The organism is Pseudocolwellia agarivorans, from assembly GCF_002000085.1.
Taxonomy (GTDB): domain Bacteria; phylum Pseudomonadota; class Gammaproteobacteria; order Enterobacterales; family Alteromonadaceae; genus Pseudocolwellia; species Pseudocolwellia agarivorans.
Window position 1 is genome coordinate 264,328 of sequence record NZ_MUZU01000005.1, and the last position, 19,208, is coordinate 283,535.

Sequence of the window (19,208 nt, forward strand, 5' to 3'; positions counted from 1 at the left end):
AAGTATCTTTGTGCTTTAAGTTAAAGGCTCAGGCTTTGCAAAGTAATAACCTTGCCCATAATCTACGCCTAGTTTGGTTAAAGCATCAACTACTTTCTTATCTTCAATGTGTGTAGCAATAACTTGTTGGTTAGTTGCTGTGGCCATAGCACAAATAGCTTTGACGCTACTGTAGTCAAGCGGGTTTTCCATCATATTGCGGATAAGTGAACCATCAATTTTTATTTTGTCAGTTGACAACTCTTCTAAGTAAGAATCAGACGTATGTGCTTTCACAAAACGGTCTAAGGCAAACTTACAGCCTAAGGCTTTTAGATTATTTATAAATAAACACGTTTTTTGTAGGTTTTCTATGGCTGAGGCTTGGGATATTTCAAAGCAAATTTTTTCAGCAAGGTGTAAGTTGTTGCTTAGTTTTTTAGAAATAAATAGCGCTAACTCATTATCAATTAAAGCATGGCCAGATACGTTAATGGCAATCGTGTCTATACACTTTAACTGTTCATGTTGTTCCATAAAATGTTCACATACCGCATTCACGACCCAGAGATCAATTTGACTACATAATTGGTAACGTGCAGCTATGGGGAAAAAACTGGCTGGTTTTACGAGTTCGCCTTGTGCATCTTTCATGCGCAATAATATTTCGATGTGTTTACCTACTGTTTTGTTTTGCAGTGGTGTAATTTCTTGTTTAAATAATACAAATAAGTTGTTTTCTAGTGCGTTGTTAATTTGATGTACAGGTAGCATTACTTGGCGTTTTTCTTGAGAGCTTTCCTGACTAATATCAAATAAATGCACTTTATTGCGCCCTGCATTTTTGGCTAAACTACAGGCCACATCTGCAGAGTGCAGTAAGTCGGTAGTGGTACTTCCTGTTATTTTGGGAGCAACGCCAATACTCGCGCTTAATTTAAACGTTTCACCTTCCCAGTGGTAAGTGAGTGTATTGATGTGTTCTTTAATTGTGTTGGTGAGTTGTAAGGTTTTTTCAACAGAGCAATTTTTGATTAAAATAGCAAACTCATCACCACCTAGCCTCGCTACCGTATCGTAAGCACGTACATTACTTTTTAGAATACGAGCAACACTTACCAGTATTTCATCACCCGCAGCATGACCACAGGTATCGTTTATTGTTTTAAAGTAATCCAAATCGACGAAGCATAAAAAGTAGTTGTGCTCTTTGTCGGTTATTATTTCATTTAAATTACGTTCAAAAGCGCGTCGGTTTTGGAGTTCGGTTAAAGGATCATGAGATGCCTGATGAAAAAGCGTTTGCGTTAGGTGTTTAAAGTCATTACTTAATTCTATTATTTCTGTTGGCGCATTGCTTGTGGCTTTAAAGTCGTCACCTGCCAAAGCCCTATGAGAGGAGTAAATTAGTCCATTAAGTGGTTTACAAATTTTTCTATTTGCCCACCACCATAAAGCGACAATAAGTAAGAAAAATATAGCTCGGGCGATCCACCTAATTTTTTTCATAAAGCGCTTTTCTGTTTCGAGGTTAAGGGCTTCTTGAGTGATAAGGGCGTTGGTTTCTTGTAAGAGTAACTGAATATCTTCAGATAAAGTTAAGCTGATAGGATCGTATTCTTCGAGTAAGGTACTTAAACGTGTTTCGAGTTGATCTAAGGGAATCGATCCAACAATGTCGAGGTAGTCATTAATTTTATCTACATTGACGAGCGATCGTTTAATTTCAGTAGCAAACCGTTTAAAGTGATTTTCAGTCGATATTGCGGCAAGCTCATTGCTGAGATAATACCCCATGTTTTTTGCGCCATAAATAAGGTAGGTGTTGCCTGACGCCACGACTAAATCGGTTGATACTAAAAACTGAGCAGCACTGTTTTCAATACGCTCAAGATCTTTAGCCCATAATAAACTTTTGCTATATTTTTCAGCTAACGTTTGAACATGATCAAAATAGTAACCCAATACTTGCTCTAAAGTATAAGCACCGAGTAAGCATGAAAATACAAGTAAAGCGAGATAGCTTCTTATTCTCATGGGCGCTCTTTAATGATTAACCGCTGCAATTTGTTCAATATCTTTTTTCCAGCTGATATCGGTAATAGCGAGTGTTTTTAATGCTGAACGTAACGTTAATAACGCAAGTTGAGGAGTTTGACTAAAAGCTTTTTTTCCTTCTGCTGAAAGCATTTCACCATTTTCACTGAGTAATACTTTTAATTGTTGGAGTGTTTTACCTTTTAATACTTTATTAATGCGCTGTATTGTATTGTCGTTGCACTCAGGGCTACGACAGCGTTGGAAATAAAAGCCTTTGATACTTCTATCAACATTCATTGCCCATGCAATTTCAACCAAGCCCCATTTTGCCCATTCAGACCGGGCTTGTAAAAAACCCACATGTTTATCATCTTTATAAAGTACATATAATGTATGTTTACCCACTTCACTTTGATGAATAGTAAACGGTAGTTGTTGTCTAACGGTTTGTCGGTCTTCTTCGGTAACGGTAGTGACAACAGAACGAAATTGATAACCTTGCTCGTAGATCATTTGAATAGCAGAGATGGGATCTCTCAATGAGCAAAAAGCGGCGTTTGCACTTGATAGAGTAAACGTTTCAATTATCCATAATAGTATTATGGCATTAATTTTATTGTTCATTAATATTCCTTGCCATTACATTCTGTATCTTAGTTGTACACTTAAAAGAGGGTCTACGTCTATAGTTGGCGTATCTTTCAATTTATGTTGGTATTGGGCGCTAACGTCAAAACCTTGATAACTTAGCCATTGAATACCAACTAACCAATAACTTGTTGAATGGGTTTTATCATTCACTTCATGATTAATTTCAGTACTTTGGTAACCTAGTTGCAAATAGCTTGAAAGGTTTTCTTGTGGGTTTTTCCAACGTATTTCGGTAAAAGCGTTTAAGGTATCGTTACCGGCGGTTTGACCAACGGAAGATTCGAACATAAATTGCCATTGATAATAATAATAGGAAGCATCAATACCTATTTTTTTACGGTGAGTAATACCATTTCCACCTAATACATCACCGGTAAACCAGGATATTCCTGTGACTAGGTTTTTATTACCAGGGGTGCCCACACGGCCTGAAAATATATGAGGGTTTCCTGCGCTTCTAATTTCATTACCGGAACCGCGAGTTAATGCTATTTCATATTCTAGATTGGGTAGAATACCGTTTACTGACAAGCCCCAATCAGCTTTTATGCCTCTATCGCCTGTTGTAAGTTGGCGTAAGGTGCCATTAGTGTCTATTTGGTATTCCAAACCGAAAGGTATTTCAAAGTGACCTACACGAATATTGAATTTACCTTGGTTTAAGCCAGTATAGTTAAAATTAGCAATGCGCCATGTAAGCTGTGTATCGTTACCATCATCAAAAATAAAAGGCGCTTTTTGGACGTTATTTAACTTAACGATATAGGGTTGAAAAGTAAGGGTGCCAATGTCTTGTGTAGCATTACTGAAAATATTATGAAAATCTAACCCTATAACATGCATAAAATCATTTTTGTTTTTATCTGCGTTATGGGTTATTCGAGTAGAAGCATCAATAGCCCATCGGCTATTTTTACCAAATGATATTGAATCTAATGTGTTTGCATACAATGTCTGTGAAAGAAAAAGCGAGCACGGCATGCTAAGCGCTATAAAGGTTATAAGATTCTTTTTCAAAGGGTACAAATCATTATCCTTAAATTGATTTTGGGCAAACCAATTGTTCTTTGTATAGGTTAAACTAGCGCACAATGTATAATGTTATAGTACTTACATTATATATCTACACATTTGTATTGTAGTACAAAATGCGTAGGTGGAGATAAAATCGTATTTTTATCACAATAAATGACGATAACTTATTACGTCGTTTTTCTAATTTTCCTGTCCTTTTTTACGTTATCAAGTGGGTTACATGTCATCAAAAAAACAAATATTGTCAGATAAATGGTTAGCCATTTTGTTGGCTATGTTAGTGGGGGTTACGCCTTTTTCGTTAGACACGTACTTACCCGCTATTCCGGCAATGGCTGAAAGTTTTAAAGTTAATGTGCATGTTATAGAACAAACGTTAGGTATTTTTTTATTAGGAACCGCTTTTGGGCAGTTATTTGGTGGGCCAATTTCTGATTTTAAAGGCCGAAAATTTGTTTCTACCGTAGGACTTATTGTTTTCTTATTTGCTTCGTTAGCTATTTATTACAGTACTAATATTCAACAAGTTATGTGGCTAAGATTTATACAAGCTATTGGTTCGGGTATGGCTTTAGTTGTTGTAGGTGCCATTGTAAGAGATACGTATGATGGAGCTAAAGCGGCGGGACTTTTTGCTTTGATTGGTTTGATTATGATGGCAGCACCCGTTCTTGCTCCCATTGTTGGTGCGGTGCTGCATAATTTTTATGGTTGGCGTTCTATCTTTTTGTTTTTAACAGTATTTGGTGGCGCACTGTTAATAATAAATACGCTTATGTTTAAAGAAACGAATCAACAAACCAGTAAGTTTACGTTAAATACCGTTAAAAAAATTAGTCAGCAATATGTTGTAGTTTTTAAGAAGAAAGAAGCGCTTGGCTTTTTATTTTTTGGTGCTTTAAGTTTTTCGTCAATGTTTGCTTTTTTAACAGAATCTCCGTTTGTTTATATGACCCTTTATGGAGTAGAGCCAGAAACCTATCCTATTCTTTTTGGCGCTAATATTATTGTAATGGCTATATTTAACCGCATTACAGCGCAAAAACTAAAAACAACTCAACCGGTTAAAATTTTAAAAGTAGGGGTTTGTGTTCAATTTATTACTAACTTATCGCTATTTATTGCCGCTTTTTTCTTTAACCCACCATTACCTGTAGTTGTGTGTTTAGTGATGTTTTCTGTAGGTTCGCAAGGGTTAATTGTTGCTAACATAATGTCTTGTTATATGGACCATTTTCCAACGGGTAGTGGTACAGCAAATGCAGTATTGGGTACATCACAATTTTTGTTTGCCTCAATAGTTGGTTGGATAACAACCTTGCTGCATGACGGTACACTTATGCCAATGGCGACTATGATGTTTTCATCTACCGTTGTAGCCGTTATTTTATTAGTGAGCTTTTCAAAAGTTAAATAATGAAAGAAATACTTTTTGACGTAACTAATGTTTAGCGTTTATTGAGTTATATAAGAACTTGAACAGTGATGGCAGTATTTTGATTTAAAGAAAGATGGGGTGGCTAAAGGGACTTGAACCCTCGACAACCGGAATCACAATCCGGGGCTCTACCAACTGAGCTATAGCCACCACTGATATTACTTGAAGCGCCCAGTGATAAGGCGCGAGGATTGTATTGTATTTTGCTGTTTGATATCAAGATAAATCTACAATTTATTCGTATTTAATTACTTTTAATGTTTAATGAGTAATATATCGCAAGGTAATTCACTTAATAGTGCTGTTGTTGTGCTACCAATCCATAATTGTTCTAGTTTATTTCTCGCTACTAATCCCATAGCAAGTACATCAATATGATGTTGGTGTATGTATTCAGTCAGGGCTTCTTCAGGAACGCCTTCGAGTAATATACATTGCTCATTTTGAAGTCTTAGCCTTTTGGCAAAAACGTCTAATCCGTCGTTATGCATTGCGAGTACTTTATGTTTATATTTAGTAAGTACTGATGCTACATAGTAACAATGGGCTACGGTTAATTTTGCCGTTAATTTTTTTGACCAATGTTGTGTTAATAATACGATGTTGTCGTCTATTTTTCCTGGACGAGCATGTTCATGTAGTGGATCCACAGCGGCAAGTATGTTGACTGGGTGTTTCCAGGCTTTTTTATTTAATAGTAAAACAGGCGCGTTGATATCGGTGAGTTGTTGAAAAATAGGATGGCGCTTCGCTGAAATATTATCTTCAATAATTACAACACTGTTTTGGGTGCTTGTTATTTCAGTATTGAGTGCTGCAAAGTAGTTGGTTGATTGGTTAATGGTAATCTCAACTTTAATTGCATTCATGGTGAAAAATTTAAGCAATTGCTGTTGTTTTTGTTCTATTGTGGTTAATAACTCTTGCGATAATGTATCTTTGTTATTTAATAAATGCCAATATCCGCGGCCCGTTAATTGTGCACTTGCGTCAATAACAATTTTTACAGGTTTTTGATGAATTTGGGCAAGTTGAACAACTTTGTCCAATGATGTGTTTTGATAATAAAACCGACTGTCAATAAACCAAATTAATTGCTCTGTTATCATATATAGTTGCACCTTAAGGACTTTCACTTGAGTATATCGTAATAATTTAATTTGTTTACCATTTTTCAAGTGTTTGTCATGTTTTTATATTTTTCATAATACAGTTTAACTACAGGATAATTATGCATTTAGATCCCTTTATGCCGCAAATGGTGAGTATTATTTTTATTGTACTCGCACTAGGTTTTGTTCTTAAATTATTGCATCAGCCTCATGTTGTTGCTTATTTAATTGTGGGTATTGTGATTGGCCCATGGGGAATGGGACTTGTAAGTGATACCGATAGTATTAGTCGTTTAGGTGCTGCGGGTGTTGTTTTTTTATTGTTTTTTGTCGGTATGGAAACCGATGCTAAAAAGTTAGTAGAAAACTGGAAGCTGGCTATTTTTGGTACTTTGCTACAAATAGCATTAAGTGTAGGTTTTGTTTGGATGCTCGGCTTGTATTTTCAGTGGGGGATTGAGCGCGTTATTTTAATTGGTTTTGTGATCAGTTTAAGCAGTACGGCAATTGTGATCAAACTTTTGCAAGACAGCAATACGTTAGATTCTAAAGTTGGCCAAGGTGCATTAGGAATATTGCTTGCGCAAGATTTAGCGATTATTCCTATGTTGATTATTATTGGTTTATATAAAACAGACGCGGTTGAAAGTGCCCATATGGGCAAACAGGTTTTTGGCTCTATTGTGGCGGCTATATTTTTAGCTTTCATCATTGTAAAAAAAGTCGTGCATATTCCGTTAGCTAAGTGGCTTAAGCATGATCATGAATTACAGTTATTTGCGGGTTTAGGTATTTGTTTTGGTTTGTCTATGCTGACGGCGTGGTTTGAACTGTCGACTGCTTTAGGCGCTTTTTTGGGTGGGATGTTAATTGGTGCAGCCAAAGAAACGCAGTGGGTGCATCATAATTTAAATCCGTTAAAAGTACTTTTTGTGGCATTGTTTTTTATCTCGGTGGGAATGATGCTTGATGTTGATTTCTTAATGGCTAATTGGATTCAAGTTATATCATTAGTGTTGGCGGCGTTAATAACCAATACTTTTATTAATGCGGGTATTTTGAAAATTTCTAACTTTTCGTGGAAAGAAAGTTTATACGCTGGCGCTTTGTTATCGCAAATAGGAGAGTTCAGTTTTGTGTTAGCGGCAGTGGGTAATCAAGCAAATATTATTAATCAATATGGTTATCAGTTAGCGATTTGTGTTATTGCTTTATCGTTACTTATTAGCCCGCTGTGGATTGCTTTAAGTAAGAAATTGATTAAATACGAAGAGACAAAAAGTTAAGTAACTTAATGGTTACCGTAGCAAATATTACGGTAACCATTAATAAACGTTATAGCTGTTGAAGTGCCATCATTATGATATCGCCAAAGCCCCAAATGATTGTGCCAAAAATAAGTAATAGGCCTTCAATAATCCCTACATTAAATTTGATTGAGTTCATCAAATTATTTGCTTGGTCGGTAAAATCCCCTTCAATATCGGTTAATTCTTTTTCAATAAAGTCTTTGTCAGCCTTTATTAATCTAAGCTTTCGCTTTTTTTGTAATAGCTCTACGCGCTTTCTAATTTCTAGTCGGCTGATCAGTAGGCGTTCCTGAATAATACCTGAGAAACCCGACATAATACCTAGTACAACCACTAAACTACCTGAACGTGATAACCATTCCTTATTTAGTAAGTTTATGGTCGAAAAATAATATCCTAAACCCAGAATAACAAAGCTGAGCAACACGATAATAACTTGGCTACGAGTACTCATTTTGATGGGTATTTTTACATCTAAAGCCATTTTTTCTTCTTAAATAATAATATTAAACTGGTGGCTAAAAAGCCCATAAAACCGAGTAGATAAAAGTATCCGTGAGTAACTTTTAATTCAGGTATGTATTCAAAATTCATCCCGTAAAGACCAGCTAAAAAGCCTAATGGAATAAATATCGCGGTGATCACCGTTAATACTCGCATGGTGGCATTTAGTTGATGAGAAGTTACCGATAAATAGCCATTAATTAAATCGCTACAAATATCGTAGTGCATTTGCGACAAGCTTAATAAGCGCTCTATACGTTCATGTACATCAATAACGGTATGTAGATCCGCTTGGTTAATAATAGTGGTTTCATCGGTAACTAATATTTTTAGTTCAGCGCCAATATTACTGTGGTAGCTAAAGGTTCGTTTGAGCTTGGTTAATCTTGATTGATACAAGGTAATTTCTTGCATCATTTTATCATCGCCACCGAGTTGAAATTTATCTTCAAGTGCTTCTAGCTTTTCTTCAAACTCAAATAATTTTTGTAGATAAATACCACAGCTGTAATGAAAAATTCTTAAAGCGAGTGTGATTGGGCTTTTACCTAAAAAACCTTCACCTTCGGCACTGAATAAACTGTTTATTGATAGAGAATCTTTTGCATGGCTGGTAATTAATATATTGTTACTAACAAACATACTAATTTGTAAATGCTCAAATAATAAATCGTCTTTTGGCTGATAAATACCGCGGTAAAGCATAAAAATATAATTTTTAAACAGTTCTATTTTAGGAGGGTGACGGTCTCTTTGAGCATCTTTTATTGCTAATGAATGACAGCCAAGTTCTTGTAATAATAGTTTTTCTTGTTCTTTGTCATGCGAATCAATATCTATCCATAAATAGGTGTTTGAGTCTGCGCGCCACGTATCAATTAATTCTTCAGTACCATAAATACAGGTTTTATCTGCTTTTAAAAGCATACATTTAATCATCAGATTCTCTTTCTTAAAGTGTTACACATAATGGGATTATTAAATGACAGTATATAGTGATATTACGAGATTTGTTTAACGAGTTATTTTTGTTAGCTTGTTCAAAATAATTAATTATCTTTACCTAGGTATACTCTATAGACTACTAAATTAGTCTTTATATTCAATATTATTCATTCGGTGTCATATGTCTTTAGATATTATTAGCTGGGTTGCCATTGCCTTATGTATTTCGCAATCTGCTATTTTTTCAGGGTTAAATATAGCGTTATTTTCGCTAAGTCGATTACAGCTTGAGGTTGAATCGGCAAAAGGAAACAAAGCCGCTAAAAACGTTTTAGCTTTACGAAACGATTCTAATTTTTTATTAACCACTATTTTGTGGGGAAACGTAGGAATTAACGTGTTGCTCACGTTATTGTCTGATTCTGTACTTGCTGGTATTAGTGCCTTTATGTTTTCGACCATTGCAATAACGGTGATTGGTGAAATTACGCCACAGGCTTATTTCTCAAGAAACGCATTAAAAATGGGGAGTATGCTATCTCCTGTGATCAAGTTTTATCAAATATTATTTTACCCTGTAGCTAAACCTACGGCATTAATACTTGATGCTTGGTTAGGTAAAGAAGGCATAACGTATTTAGCTGAAAGCGAATTGAGCAGTATTATTCGTAAGCATATCGAAGCTGAAGAAACAGATATTAACCACGTTGAAGGTATTGGTGCTCTGAACTTTTTTAAACTTGATAAAATTTCAGTCGCTGAAGAAGGTGAGCTGATTGATCCTGACTCTATTATTGCGTTGCCAACTAAAATGGATTTACCGATCATTCCGGATATTTCTTCAGGGCCAGATAATGAGTTTCTACAATTATTAAATAAATCAGGGCATCGTTGGGTCGTGTTAACCAATGAAGAAGGTGACCCTTTGGTTGTGGTAGATTCAGATGCCTTTTTACGTGATGCGTTTTTAGCTCCTGATAAATTTGATCCCTATAAATATTGTCATCGTCCTACAATTATCACAGACGATTCAACAATGTTAAATAATGCCATTATAAAAATGAAAATGAGCGAGTCTGTAGATCAGTCTTTTGATGGTGTAATTGAGCGCGATGTATTGCTTATTTGGGCTGAAAATAAACGTATTATTACAGGGGCTGATATCTTTGGCTTATTATTAAAAGGTATGCAACCACAAGAAGTATTGCTAACGTAAACTGATTTTTAGGTTAATAAAAATGCAAAGTACACCATGGTGGGGAATAGTTGATATTCCAGAAAACAATAGTTTTTTATTAGAAAGTACCAACTTTACCCTTGCTGTTGAACACAAAAATAAAGAATGGTGTGTTCACATTAAACGAGATAATAACGCTAATGCTGAAGCGCCTGAAAATACATTTACGCGTACGCAGGGAGCGTTTTCTCCTGAAGACTTTAGCGATGTTAGTAGGCACATAACCAGTGGTAATACTCACACGGTAGAAATAAAACCAAGTTTGGCAGATAGAACTGTGGTGTGTCGACCTAAGTCACCTATTACCATTGTACCTGGTGCAAGTGTGGTTATGTATTTAAGTACACCTATTTGGTTAACAGTAAGCGTGAAGGATAAAACGGTTATTCTACTTAAAGAGGTTGCTACACAACGTTTGTCTGATACCTGGTTTGGTGCGTCTACCCGAGAAGGCGAGTTATGTTATGCCAGTCAAACAATAGGGCGTTTAGATATTGATAAACTTCCTTTTAGAGAGCAACGAGCGGTAACACCTTTGCTGATTGAAAATAAGGCGAGTAACGATTTGATTTTTGAAAGGATAGCATTACCTGTGCCATCACTTTCATTATTTACTACGCCATCGGGGCAGTTATGGACACAAAATGTAACGCTAACCAGAGAAAACGATGGCGATTTTGCTAAATTAAAACTGGGTGCTCCTCAACCTGATTCAACATTAGTTAATGGCCCTAGAGTGGATTTAGGTCATGGGCAATTAATACGAGCGTTTAGTGCAATATTTAGTTAGAGAAATACTATGAATGAAATGTGGATATACCTGAACGAACTCTTTAATAGTGAAATGCTGGTTAAGTTTTTTCGTGCCAGTGCTTTGCTTATTGTGGGCTTTATTGTGGCTAAATTAGTCAGCCGTTTTAGCGCGCAATTTATTAATAAAATTTTTACGCCACATACCAGCCAGCTGATACAGCGAGGAATATATTACCTACTGTTTATACTCTTTATTTTTTCAGCCTTGCTTGAATTAGGGTTTAATTTAAGTTTACTGTTAGGTGCCGCGAGCGTATTAACTGTAGCGATAGGTTTTGCTTCGCAAACATCAGCATCAAACTTTATTAGTGGCATATTTTTAATGGCTGAACGCTCTTTTGTTATTGGTGATGTAATTAAGGTAGGAAGTACCGTAGGTGAAGTGTTATCGATTGATTTGCTGTCGGTAAAAATTAGAACCTTTGATAACTTGTTTGTGCGATTACCTAACGAGTCGTTAATTAAATCTGAACTTACTACACTGACTAAGTTTCCTATTCGACGCTTAGATATGAAGATTGGCGTTGCTTATAAAGAAAACATTAAAAAAGTAAAAGATATTTTAGAAAAAGTCGCTTCAGCTAATCCGCTGTGTTTAGAAGAGCCTAAACCCTTGTATATTTTTCAAGGATTTGAAGATTCTTCTTTGTCATTACAGTTTTCAGTATGGGCAAAAAGAGAGAACTTTTTAGAATTAAAAAACAGCATGTACGAGCAAATTAAAAATGCTTTTGATGCTGAAGATATCGAAATACCTTTTCCGCATTTGTCTTTATATGCAGGAAATAAAACAGAACCTTTTCCGATCACCATATCAAAGCAGGAAAAGCGTAAAACTGACTAGAGTTCAGGTTATCCACAAAGGGGAGTGATATGTCGTTAGAAAACATAACGTCGCAATTAGGAAAGTTAGCTGACGGTAAGTCGTCTAAAATACCGCCTGTTGAATTATGGGATCCGCCTTATTGTGGTGAAATCGACATTGTCATAAAAGCCAATGGTGATTGGTTCTACAACGGCACTATTTTTAAACGATTAGCTTTAGTTAAGCTGTTCGCATCGGTTATAAAAAAAGAGGGCGACGATTACTTTTTAGTTACTCCTGTAGAAAAAGTCAAAATAGTGGTTGAACAAGCCCCTTTTGTATTAACTAAATGGGAATGGCAAGATACTGAACAAACCAATATGCTGGTTTGTACCAATGTAGATGATGAGTTTGTTTTAGATAAGTCGCACCCTTTAACTTTTGACGAAAAAGGGGAAATGTATATTACCGTAAGACGTAATTTACAGGCCAAAGTACATCGAAATGTTTATTACCAGTGGGTTGAAGCTGCACAGCAAGTAGAAACGCAAAAAGGCACTGAACTTATGTTTACCAGTGCCGATTATGATTTTAGCTTGGGGGTTATTGAGGAATAATTTAGCCTCTACCGTTTTATATTAAATAACTCTTGAAAAACGCTGTTGGTTAATGTGTTTTTTCATGTAAATATCAAACGACATACAAATATTACGTACGAGCAATCTAGCTTGTGGCGCAATACGAATAGAGCTTTTGTTATTGGCGACTAAACCATCTTCAATAAAAGGGGTTAGCATGGGTAAGTCGTCTTTAAAATAGTCATTAAAGTTGATGTTATATTTTTGGCTAATTGCGTTTTTATCTAAAAATAAATTACACATTAACTCTCGTATAACTTCGCCTCTAATTATATCGTCTTGAGTTAGCGATACACCTTTTTCTAATGCGTGTTCTTTCGTTTCTATTTCGTGATAATAGGTTTTTAAATCTTTAACGTTTTGGCTGTAAACATTGCCAATATCACTGATAGATGAAACACCTAAACCTAATAAGTCACAGCTTCCTTTCGTTGTGTAACCTTGGAAATTTCTGTGAAGCTTGCCTTCTTTTTGTGCTATAGAAAGTTCATCGTCTGGCTTGGCAAAGTGGTCCATACCGATAAATTCATAACCATAAGCACATAACTTTTCAATGGCTAAACGCATAAGGGCAAATTTTTCAGTAACACTAGGTAACCATTCATCTCGTAATTTACGTTGTGCGGCAAAACGGCTAGGTATGTGCGCGTAACTGAACAGGGAAATACGATCTACGTCCATTTCTTGGGCTTTGTCGAGTGTGCGGGTAAAGGTTTCTATAGTTTGATGAGGTAAGCCATAAATAAGATCAATGTTAATTGATTTAAAACCTACGGCTTTTGCATGCGCAATAAACTGCTCGATAAACTCGGTAGACTGCACTCGGTTTATGGTTTGTTGTACTTTTTCATCTATGTCTTGTACGCCAATACTGAGGCGGTTGAAGCCTAAGCTATATAAGTGTTCTGCTAGGTTTAGCTCTATTTCTCTTGGGTCAATTTCAATGCTCATTTCTACTTTGTCAGCAAAATTGAATTTGTCTTTGAGTAAACTCACTAGGGTTGTCATTTGCTCATGGGTTAAGAAGCTGGGTGTACCACCGCCCCAATGCAGTTGTTTTACTGTGTAGTTTTTAAATAGTGGAGCGCGCGAGCTAATTTCTTTGGCAAGGTATTCTAAATAGGTGTCTGCTTTACTTCTATGGCGAGTAATAACTTTGTTACAGCCGCAGTAATAACAAAGGCTATGGCAAAACGGGATATGAATATATAGCGATAATTCTCTATTAGGCGATTGTTCAATGGCTTGAATTAAGTCAGGCTGAGTGAATTGGTCGTGAAACTCTAACGCGGTAGGGTAAGAGGTATACCTTGGGCCCGCAGTATTGTATTTATTGAGTAATTTTTCATTAAAAAACTGACTTACCTGCATCACATCACACCTAAATTATTGAACCGTTAAATTATTCGACGGTATTGATTAGGTGTGATTGTATCAATTGCTACATTAGCAATAGTTGATCTGACTCAAGCTTTGTTCTTTGCCAACAATACTACGTAAATACTACACAGAAATAACACTAAGCCTTTCATTAGCGTATTGATGAAGTTCATTAACGTCTTGCTGAATTTTAGGTTTTAAATCGGCTTCAAGTTTCATGCGCTCAAAATCAAGTTTCATACGCTCTTGTTTAGCCAGTTTTTTACGCTCTTCTAAAATCGGCATATGCTTAATAGCGTTATATAGCTGATAAACCGATGGAAATAAGCTTTCTAACTCGCTACTTAATTTGAGTGAGTCTAATAACACAGATAAACGCCAACAGCCCTCAGACAGGTCGCATTGTTCTTCTTTCATGGCTCTTACAATAATAACAACACTTTTGAGTATTTTGGTGTCGTGCTGCTTTAACGATGCTTGTTTTTCTTGTTCGGCAATGGCTTGATCTGCGGTTTGCTTTTTTAAACGAGACATCAGCATGCCAGCATAGATAGCAAGCGGAACAATAATGAGTAAAGCTAAAACAATATAGAGCCAATAATCTTTAAGCATGGTTACTCCTATTCGTATTTAGACAAATCGCTTTTGTCTAAAGAATCCCATAAGTCGTCTTCGTTAGCATTAGAACGTTCTGCTTCGTCTTGCTCGTCTTCGTCTTCATCATTCCAGCCAAGTAATTCACGTAACTCTTGATGACGATCCATTTTCGCATTGAAGTAGTTAATTTGCTCTTCGGTTAGCTCTTTATCCTCTTCTTGTAGTGCAAGAATGGTTTGTAATTGCTGATCGTCTTCAATGGCATATAACTCATCTTCTAATGCCGTTGTTGGTAAAGCTTCAGGCTCAACCATTCTAATTGCAGCAATAGGGGCTGATTTTTCTTTTTTAGGTTTATTAACCGTAACTTTTGGTGCTGCTGTTGGTGTTAAATCAATTAACTTTTTGCTACCTAAGCGTGGATCTTTAGGTGCATTATTGGTTTGTGTTTGATTTTTGTTTTCAAAAGCTTCTTTTTGACGATTACCCGCTTCTTTACCTACTTTCTTTTTCGGCTTTTTAGCTGTGGGTACGATAAGCTTTTTATCTTTTTCAGAAAGAACGTCTCTTCTACCAACACCAGGTTTTCTTGATTTTTTAACGCGTGACATGTGAATACTTCATTTAAAGTCTAATGGTTCTATTTTACTCGATTAATTGCTAAACCGCGATAGCTAGTACGATACATTCATCATTTAGGTGGTATTTAAAAGCTTTCATTATGAATATCGTGACTTTTATAATATTCACAATGAAAGCGGATGATTTAATTAACTCGCATTCAGGTTAATTCATTTATGCGCTAGGCACATTACGCCATTTTTGGCTGAGTTCTGCATCTGTTTCGGTAATCGATATAGCAGATGTAGGAGAGTCTATAAAGGTAATTGGATTTTCAATCAGTTGATCATCTCTAAAGTAATGACAAGTAACTTTACTATTTTTAGGTAAATGTTCTGCTAAGTTTTGTAGCGATTTTTCAGTAGCTTGCATGTTATTTACAGCAATTATTATGTCGTTTACTGCTAAACCAGCATCGGCTGCAGGACTATTTTCTACTACTTGTGTTACTTTTAAGCCTAAAGGTGCAGCACTATAAAGTGCGCCAATGTAGGGCGTGTATTCATCGCTTTTTATTGTTTCTACGCTGTTGAGTTTACTAAATTTGCTTGCTGTAAATTCAATACCTACATTTTTAAATAAAGGTGCTAAATTTACGCGTTCTGCATTGTGTAGCATTTGGGTAAATTCATCACGTATGTCGGCGTTGCATAATACATTGGCTATGTTGATAAAGTCGTCTTCACTTGTGCCTATATTGGTTCGGCCAAAGTGGATCCATAACTCTTTCATCAAGTTGTCTAAACTGTATTGCCCGTTAGATTTTTCTCGTATGGTTAAATCTAACCACAGGGCGATTAAAGAACCTTTAGTGTAATAACTAACAATGTTATTTACGGCATCTGGACCTTGTTTGTAAAATTTGGTCCAGGTATCGAAGCTTGAATCAGCAACACTTTGCTTTAATTCGCCTGGGCCTCTAAACACACGAGTTGCCGTTTTAGAGAGTATTTTTAGGTAGTCGTCAAACGAGATAATCCCGGTACGGTACAGTGAGAAATCGTCGTAATAAGAGGTTATACCTTCATACGCCCAAAGCTGCGTTGTGTGTGTTTCTTGTTGTAGATTATAAGGCACAAACTCTTTAGGTTTAATGCGGCAAACATTCCAGGCATGAAAATATTCGTGGGAACATAAGCTCAAAAATGTACGGTATTCATCTGTTAATTGGTCAGGTTTATTCGGGTTAGGTAAGTCGAAGCGGCTTGCTTGTAATATGGTTGAGTTTTTGTGTTCTAAGCCACCAAACCCGTTAGCAAGCAAATGGGTAATAAACCAATATTCTTTAAAAGGCGCTTCGCCAAACATGCTTATATGGTGTTGGCATAATTTGGTTAAGTCGTCTGCTAAACGGTTTAAGTCGCCATAGTGTTCGCTGGTAAACACAGCGTGATGAGTAACACCTTCAACTACAAATTCTTTACAGCTAAAGTTACCTATAGCAACGGGACCGTCAATAAGCTCTTGGTAGTTTTCAGCCGTGTAAGTACCAAATTCATATTTTTTTGTGCTGCTATGTCGGGTGAGCCCTGTCGCGACTTTCCAGTCTTTAATACTTTCGGGGGCCTTTATTTCCAATTCGCATGGCTGTTCAGCTAATTCTTCAACTTGTAAAAATACCGAGCTACCATTAAAAAAGCCGCGTTGGTTGTCTAAATAGGCGGTTCTCACTGATAGATCAAAAGCAAATACGGTATAGTTGATGGTTATTGTGGTGTCAGTTGTTGATGTGATAAACCAAGTTTGTTTGTCGTTTTTAATAAAGGTAAAAGGGCTGTTATTGCTTGTTGTAGCGTCAATTTCAATAATGTTTTTAGCAAAGTCGCGGATCATGTAACTGCCAGGAAGCCAGCTAGGTAATGAAAGGGTAAATTGTTTATTAGCAACAGCGTTAAAAGATAAAGAAACTGAAAGTAAGTGGCTGTTAATATTTAATGGGAAGATGGAATAGTTGATCATGAAAATTACGCTACATTGAAAAAAGGGGCTTCAATGTAGCAGAATTTTGAACGTTTTTGAATTTGCTTAGGTAAGAATAACGGTTTTATCACCGTTTAAGCAGACACGTTGTTCGGCATGTTCTTTTACAGCTTTACAGATGGCTGTCGCTTCTAAGTCGTGACCTAAATGTACCATTTGTTCTATGGTGAAGGTGTGATTAATCGGTTTAACTTCTTGCACGATAATAGGCCCTTCATCTAAGTCTGCGGTTACGTAATGAGCCGTTGCACCAATAACTTTTACACCACGTGAGTGCGCTTGATGATAAGGCTTAGCACCTTTAAAGCTTGGCAAGAAAGAATGATGAATATTGATGGCATTACCACGCAGTTTTTCACACATGTTGTCTGAAAGAATTTGCATGTATCTGGCGAGTATTAAAAGTTCTGAACCGGTTTCGCTGATAATATTTAATATTTGCGCTTCTTGCTCTGCTTTGGTGTCTTTTGTTACCGGTAGGTAATGGTATGGAATACCATGCCATTCTACGAGCGATTGACAGTCTAAATGGTTAGATACCACAGCCACAATATCAATGGGCAAGACGCCTGCTTTCGATTTTGTTAATAATGACACTAAACAGTGATCGTATTGTGACACTGCAATAACGACTTTAGGAAAGCAGTCTTTATCTCTCAGGGAATACGCCATATTTAATGGCTTAGCTAGCTCTTCAATGGCTAATCTAAATTCTGCAATGGGTACAGTTAAATTACGATCGTCAAATGCGATACGTGAAAAAAAGGTGTTGCTGTAAGGGTCACTGTACTGAGATGTTTCAGTGATGAAAGCACCATGCTCAAATAAGCTTTGAGTAACTTTGGCTAATACGCCTGAAGTATCTGGGCATTGCCACGTTAGTATGTAATGGTTAGTTTGAGTCATGTTTATCGTTAAAAGCGTTTAAAGTTGATTAATTGGTCATATTTTTACATTTTTTGTAAGAAAACAACAGATTTTAGTGGTGTTAGATTATTCATTAAAATGAGATTTATTTTTAATGTATAACTCTTCCACTTTCTCTCTTGCCCACGGTGTTTTTCTTAAAAACGTTAAACTTGATTTGATACTAGGATTGTCGGTAAAGCATTTAATTTTAATTTGTTTACCAAGCGCTTCAAAACCAAAGTGTTCAACTAATTGTTCTACAATAGCTTTTAGGGTTATGCCGTGCAATGGGTTGTAGGGTTGATTATCCAAGTGAGGGCCTCGTTATTAATTTTAAAGTAAGTTTATCATATGGATTATTTTTACCGTTAAATAAAAAAGCAGAACACGGTGGTTCTGCTTTTGGGTTGATACCTGCATCTTGATAGGTAATGGATATATAAATTAGAAAAACTAAGCGTTAAAGTGTTCTTCTAACTTATCGCTTCCGCCAATCAACTCAGCATTAATAAATATTTGTGGTACTGCTGTAGCGCCAGTGATGGCTTTAAGTGCAGCTAGGCTTAAATCTTTACCTAATTCTAACTCTTCATACTGTAAGCCTTTTTCTGCTAGTAGAGCTTTCGCTTTAGCACAAAATGGACAACCCGGCTTGCTAATTACAGCTACTTCGTCAGACGAAACGGCTTCAGGGTTAATGTATTTAAGCATAGTCGCAGCGTCTGAAACTTCAAACGGGTCGCCAGGTACTTCAGGTTCGATAAACATTTTATCGATAACGCCGTTTTTAACTAACATAGCGTATCTCCAGCTACGTTTGCCAAAACCAATGTCTGACTTATCAACTAATAATCCCATCGCTTCAGTAAAATCGCCGTTACCGTCAGGAATAAAGCTAATGTTTTTTGTATGTTGGTCTGCAGACCAAGAGTTCATAACGAAGGTGTCGTTAACTGACATACAAATAATTTCGTCTACGCCGTTTTCGAAAAACTTAGGCGCTAATTCGTCGTACCCCGGTAAATGTGCAGATGAACAAGTTGGTGTAAATGCGCCGGGTAATGAAAATACGACGACTGTTTTATTATTGAAAATTTCATCTGTTGTACGTTCAGCCCATTCGTCGTTGGCTCTAAGTTTAAATGTTACGTTTGGTACGTTTTGATTCTCTTTGTTAGTAAACATGGGTATCTCCGTAATAAATATTGTGAATG

At 36.4% G+C, this 19,208-nt stretch carries 19 protein-coding genes and 1 tRNA gene; 6 read left to right on the top strand and 14 right to left on the bottom strand.

The genetic code is table 11. From position 1 onward, the window contains the following. Positions 1 to 15 precede the first annotated feature (15 nt). Genes B0X80_RS10120 through B0X80_RS10130 form a run of 3 tightly spaced genes read right to left on the bottom strand, consistent with a single transcriptional unit; the run spans position 16 to position 3,651 of the window. The gene (locus tag B0X80_RS10120; protein WP_077339981.1) at positions 16 to 2,016 is read right to left on the bottom strand and encodes a putative bifunctional diguanylate cyclase/phosphodiesterase; all 2,001 of its coding nucleotides are present in this window, start codon (positions 2,014 to 2,016) and stop codon (positions 16 to 18) included. A gap of 9 nt (positions 2,017 to 2,025) precedes the next feature. Beyond that, a complete protein-coding gene (locus B0X80_RS10125; protein ID WP_077339983.1) occupies positions 2,026 to 2,643 on the bottom strand; it encodes a hypothetical protein in 618 nt (205 codons plus the stop codon). Positions 2,644 to 2,658: 15 nt separating this feature from the next. Continuing rightward, positions 2,659 to 3,651, bottom strand: a complete 993-nt coding sequence (locus B0X80_RS10130) for a hypothetical protein (RefSeq protein ID WP_077339985.1) — start codon at positions 3,649 to 3,651, stop codon at positions 2,659 to 2,661. Positions 3,652 to 3,925: 274 nt separating this feature from the next. Here B0X80_RS10130 and B0X80_RS10135 point away from each other — a divergent pair, with 274 nt between their 5' ends. Continuing rightward, positions 3,926 to 5,122: a multidrug effflux MFS transporter gene (locus B0X80_RS10135; protein WP_077339987.1), complete on the top strand. Its 1,197-nt coding sequence runs from the start codon at positions 3,926 to 3,928 to the stop codon at positions 5,120 to 5,122. A gap of 95 nt (positions 5,123 to 5,217) precedes the next feature. Here the strand turns inward: B0X80_RS10135 and B0X80_RS10140 are convergent. Both B0X80_RS10140 and B0X80_RS10145 read right to left on the bottom strand, forming a co-directional pair. Next, a tRNA-His gene (locus B0X80_RS10140) sits at positions 5,218 to 5,293 on the bottom strand. A 104-nt stretch (positions 5,294 to 5,397) separates the two neighbouring features. Next, complete coding sequence (locus B0X80_RS10145) at positions 5,398 to 6,252, bottom strand: universal stress protein (RefSeq protein ID WP_077339989.1); 855 nt, start codon at positions 6,250 to 6,252, stop codon at positions 5,398 to 5,400. Between the two features lie 122 nt (positions 6,253 to 6,374). Here B0X80_RS10145 and B0X80_RS10150 point away from each other — a divergent pair, with 122 nt between their 5' ends. Next, a complete protein-coding gene (locus B0X80_RS10150; RefSeq protein WP_077339991.1) occupies positions 6,375 to 7,541 on the top strand; it encodes a cation:proton antiporter in 1,167 nt (388 codons plus the stop codon). 49 nt (positions 7,542 to 7,590) lie between these two features. Here the strand turns inward: B0X80_RS10150 and B0X80_RS10155 are convergent, their stop codons facing one another. Further along, positions 7,591 to 8,049, bottom strand: coding sequence for a hypothetical protein (locus tag B0X80_RS10155; protein ID WP_077339993.1), 459 nt, complete (start codon positions 8,047 to 8,049; stop codon positions 7,591 to 7,593). Continuing rightward, positions 8,040 to 9,008 (bottom strand): magnesium transporter CorA family protein, encoded by a 969-nt coding sequence (locus B0X80_RS10160; protein ID WP_077339995.1) that lies wholly within the window; start codon positions 9,006 to 9,008, stop codon positions 8,040 to 8,042. The genes B0X80_RS10155 and B0X80_RS10160 overlap by 10 nt, the downstream gene beginning before the upstream one ends. 187 nt (positions 9,009 to 9,195) lie before the next feature. On the opposite strand from B0X80_RS10160, the gene B0X80_RS10165 reads away from it, so the two are divergent. Genes B0X80_RS10165 through B0X80_RS10180 form a run of 4 tightly spaced genes read left to right on the top strand, consistent with a single transcriptional unit; the run spans position 9,196 to position 12,486 of the window. Next, the gene (locus tag B0X80_RS10165) at positions 9,196 to 10,230 is read left to right on the top strand and encodes a DUF21 domain-containing protein (protein ID WP_077339997.1); all 1,035 of its coding nucleotides are present in this window, start codon (positions 9,196 to 9,198) and stop codon (positions 10,228 to 10,230) included. Positions 10,231 to 10,252: 22 nt separating this feature from the next. Further along, on the top strand, positions 10,253 to 11,041 hold the full coding sequence (locus B0X80_RS10170) for a hypothetical protein (protein ID WP_077339999.1): 789 nt from the start codon (positions 10,253 to 10,255) through the stop codon (positions 11,039 to 11,041). Between the two features lie 9 nt (positions 11,042 to 11,050). Further along, entirely contained in the window at positions 11,051 to 11,908 is an 858-nt protein-coding gene (locus B0X80_RS10175; protein ID WP_089024864.1) for a mechanosensitive ion channel family protein, read from the top strand. Between the two features lie 29 nt (positions 11,909 to 11,937). After that, a complete protein-coding gene (locus B0X80_RS10180; RefSeq protein ID WP_077340001.1) occupies positions 11,938 to 12,486 on the top strand; it encodes a DUF1285 domain-containing protein in 549 nt (182 codons plus the stop codon). Between the two features lie 21 nt (positions 12,487 to 12,507). Here B0X80_RS10180 and hemN read toward each other — a convergent pair whose 3' ends face one another. The 7 genes from hemN to B0X80_RS10215 form a co-directional block, all read right to left on the bottom strand. After that, the gene (hemN, locus tag B0X80_RS10185) at positions 12,508 to 13,878 is read right to left on the bottom strand and encodes an oxygen-independent coproporphyrinogen III oxidase (protein WP_077340003.1); all 1,371 of its coding nucleotides are present in this window, start codon (positions 13,876 to 13,878) and stop codon (positions 12,508 to 12,510) included. A gap of 132 nt (positions 13,879 to 14,010) precedes the next feature. Beyond that, the gene (locus B0X80_RS10190) at positions 14,011 to 14,499 is read right to left on the bottom strand and encodes a DUF2489 domain-containing protein (protein ID WP_077340005.1); all 489 of its coding nucleotides are present in this window, start codon (positions 14,497 to 14,499) and stop codon (positions 14,011 to 14,013) included. Positions 14,500 to 14,507: 8 nt separating this feature from the next. Next, on the bottom strand, positions 14,508 to 15,095 hold the full coding sequence (yihI, locus tag B0X80_RS10195; RefSeq protein ID WP_077340007.1) for a Der GTPase-activating protein YihI: 588 nt from the start codon (positions 15,093 to 15,095) through the stop codon (positions 14,508 to 14,510). Positions 15,096 to 15,279: 184 nt separating this feature from the next. Beyond that, complete coding sequence (locus B0X80_RS10200; RefSeq protein WP_077340008.1) at positions 15,280 to 17,064, bottom strand: M61 family metallopeptidase; 1,785 nt, start codon at positions 17,062 to 17,064, stop codon at positions 15,280 to 15,282. Between the two features lie 66 nt (positions 17,065 to 17,130). Then, positions 17,131 to 17,991 carry a formyltetrahydrofolate deformylase gene (gene purU / locus B0X80_RS10205; protein ID WP_077340009.1) on the bottom strand — a complete coding sequence of 287 codons (861 nt, stop codon included), beginning with the start codon at positions 17,989 to 17,991 and terminating at the stop codon, positions 17,131 to 17,133. Between the two features lie 87 nt (positions 17,992 to 18,078). Beyond that, positions 18,079 to 18,306 carry a VF530 family protein gene (locus tag B0X80_RS10210; RefSeq protein ID WP_077340010.1) on the bottom strand — a complete coding sequence of 76 codons (228 nt, stop codon included), beginning with the start codon at positions 18,304 to 18,306 and terminating at the stop codon, positions 18,079 to 18,081. Between the two features lie 141 nt (positions 18,307 to 18,447). Beyond that, positions 18,448 to 19,179: a glutathione peroxidase gene (locus B0X80_RS10215; RefSeq protein ID WP_077340011.1), complete on the bottom strand. Its 732-nt coding sequence runs from the start codon at positions 19,177 to 19,179 to the stop codon at positions 18,448 to 18,450. Positions 19,180 to 19,208 lie beyond the last annotated feature (29 nt).

Excerpts from the sequence above, each read along its gene's own strand:
- B0X80_RS10120 (WP_077339981.1), bottom strand. The coding sequence starts at position 2,016 with ATGAGAATAAGAAGCTATCTCGCTTTACTTGTATTTTCATGCTTACTC.
- B0X80_RS10125 (WP_077339983.1), bottom strand. The coding sequence starts at position 2,643 with ATGAACAATAAAATTAATGCCATAATACTATTATGGATAATTGAAACG.
- B0X80_RS10130 (WP_077339985.1), bottom strand. The coding sequence starts at position 3,651 with ATGCCGTGCTCGCTTTTTCTTTCACAGACATTGTATGCAAACACATTA.
- B0X80_RS10135 (WP_077339987.1), top strand. The coding sequence starts at position 3,926 with ATGTCATCAAAAAAACAAATATTGTCAGATAAATGGTTAGCCATTTTG.
- B0X80_RS10145 (WP_077339989.1), bottom strand. The coding sequence starts at position 6,252 with ATGATAACAGAGCAATTAATTTGGTTTATTGACAGTCGGTTTTATTAT.
- B0X80_RS10150 (WP_077339991.1), top strand. The coding sequence starts at position 6,375 with ATGCATTTAGATCCCTTTATGCCGCAAATGGTGAGTATTATTTTTATT.
- B0X80_RS10155 (WP_077339993.1), bottom strand. The coding sequence starts at position 8,049 with ATGGCTTTAGATGTAAAAATACCCATCAAAATGAGTACTCGTAGCCAA.
- B0X80_RS10160 (WP_077339995.1), bottom strand. The coding sequence starts at position 9,008 with ATGATTAAATGTATGCTTTTAAAAGCAGATAAAACCTGTATTTATGGT.
- B0X80_RS10165 (WP_077339997.1), top strand. The coding sequence starts at position 9,196 with ATGTCTTTAGATATTATTAGCTGGGTTGCCATTGCCTTATGTATTTCG.
- B0X80_RS10170 (WP_077339999.1), top strand. The coding sequence starts at position 10,253 with ATGCAAAGTACACCATGGTGGGGAATAGTTGATATTCCAGAAAACAAT.
- B0X80_RS10175 (WP_089024864.1), top strand. The coding sequence starts at position 11,051 with ATGAATGAAATGTGGATATACCTGAACGAACTCTTTAATAGTGAAATG.
- B0X80_RS10180 (WP_077340001.1), top strand. The coding sequence starts at position 11,938 with ATGTCGTTAGAAAACATAACGTCGCAATTAGGAAAGTTAGCTGACGGT.
- hemN (WP_077340003.1), bottom strand. The coding sequence starts at position 13,878 with ATGCAGGTAAGTCAGTTTTTTAATGAAAAATTACTCAATAAATACAAT.
- B0X80_RS10190 (WP_077340005.1), bottom strand. The coding sequence starts at position 14,499 with ATGCTTAAAGATTATTGGCTCTATATTGTTTTAGCTTTACTCATTATT.
- yihI (WP_077340007.1), bottom strand. The coding sequence starts at position 15,095 with ATGTCACGCGTTAAAAAATCAAGAAAACCTGGTGTTGGTAGAAGAGAC.
- B0X80_RS10200 (WP_077340008.1), bottom strand. The coding sequence starts at position 17,064 with ATGATCAACTATTCCATCTTCCCATTAAATATTAACAGCCACTTACTT.
- purU (WP_077340009.1), bottom strand. The coding sequence starts at position 17,991 with ATGACTCAAACTAACCATTACATACTAACGTGGCAATGCCCAGATACT.
- B0X80_RS10215 (WP_077340011.1), bottom strand. The coding sequence starts at position 19,179 with ATGTTTACTAACAAAGAGAATCAAAACGTACCAAACGTAACATTTAAA.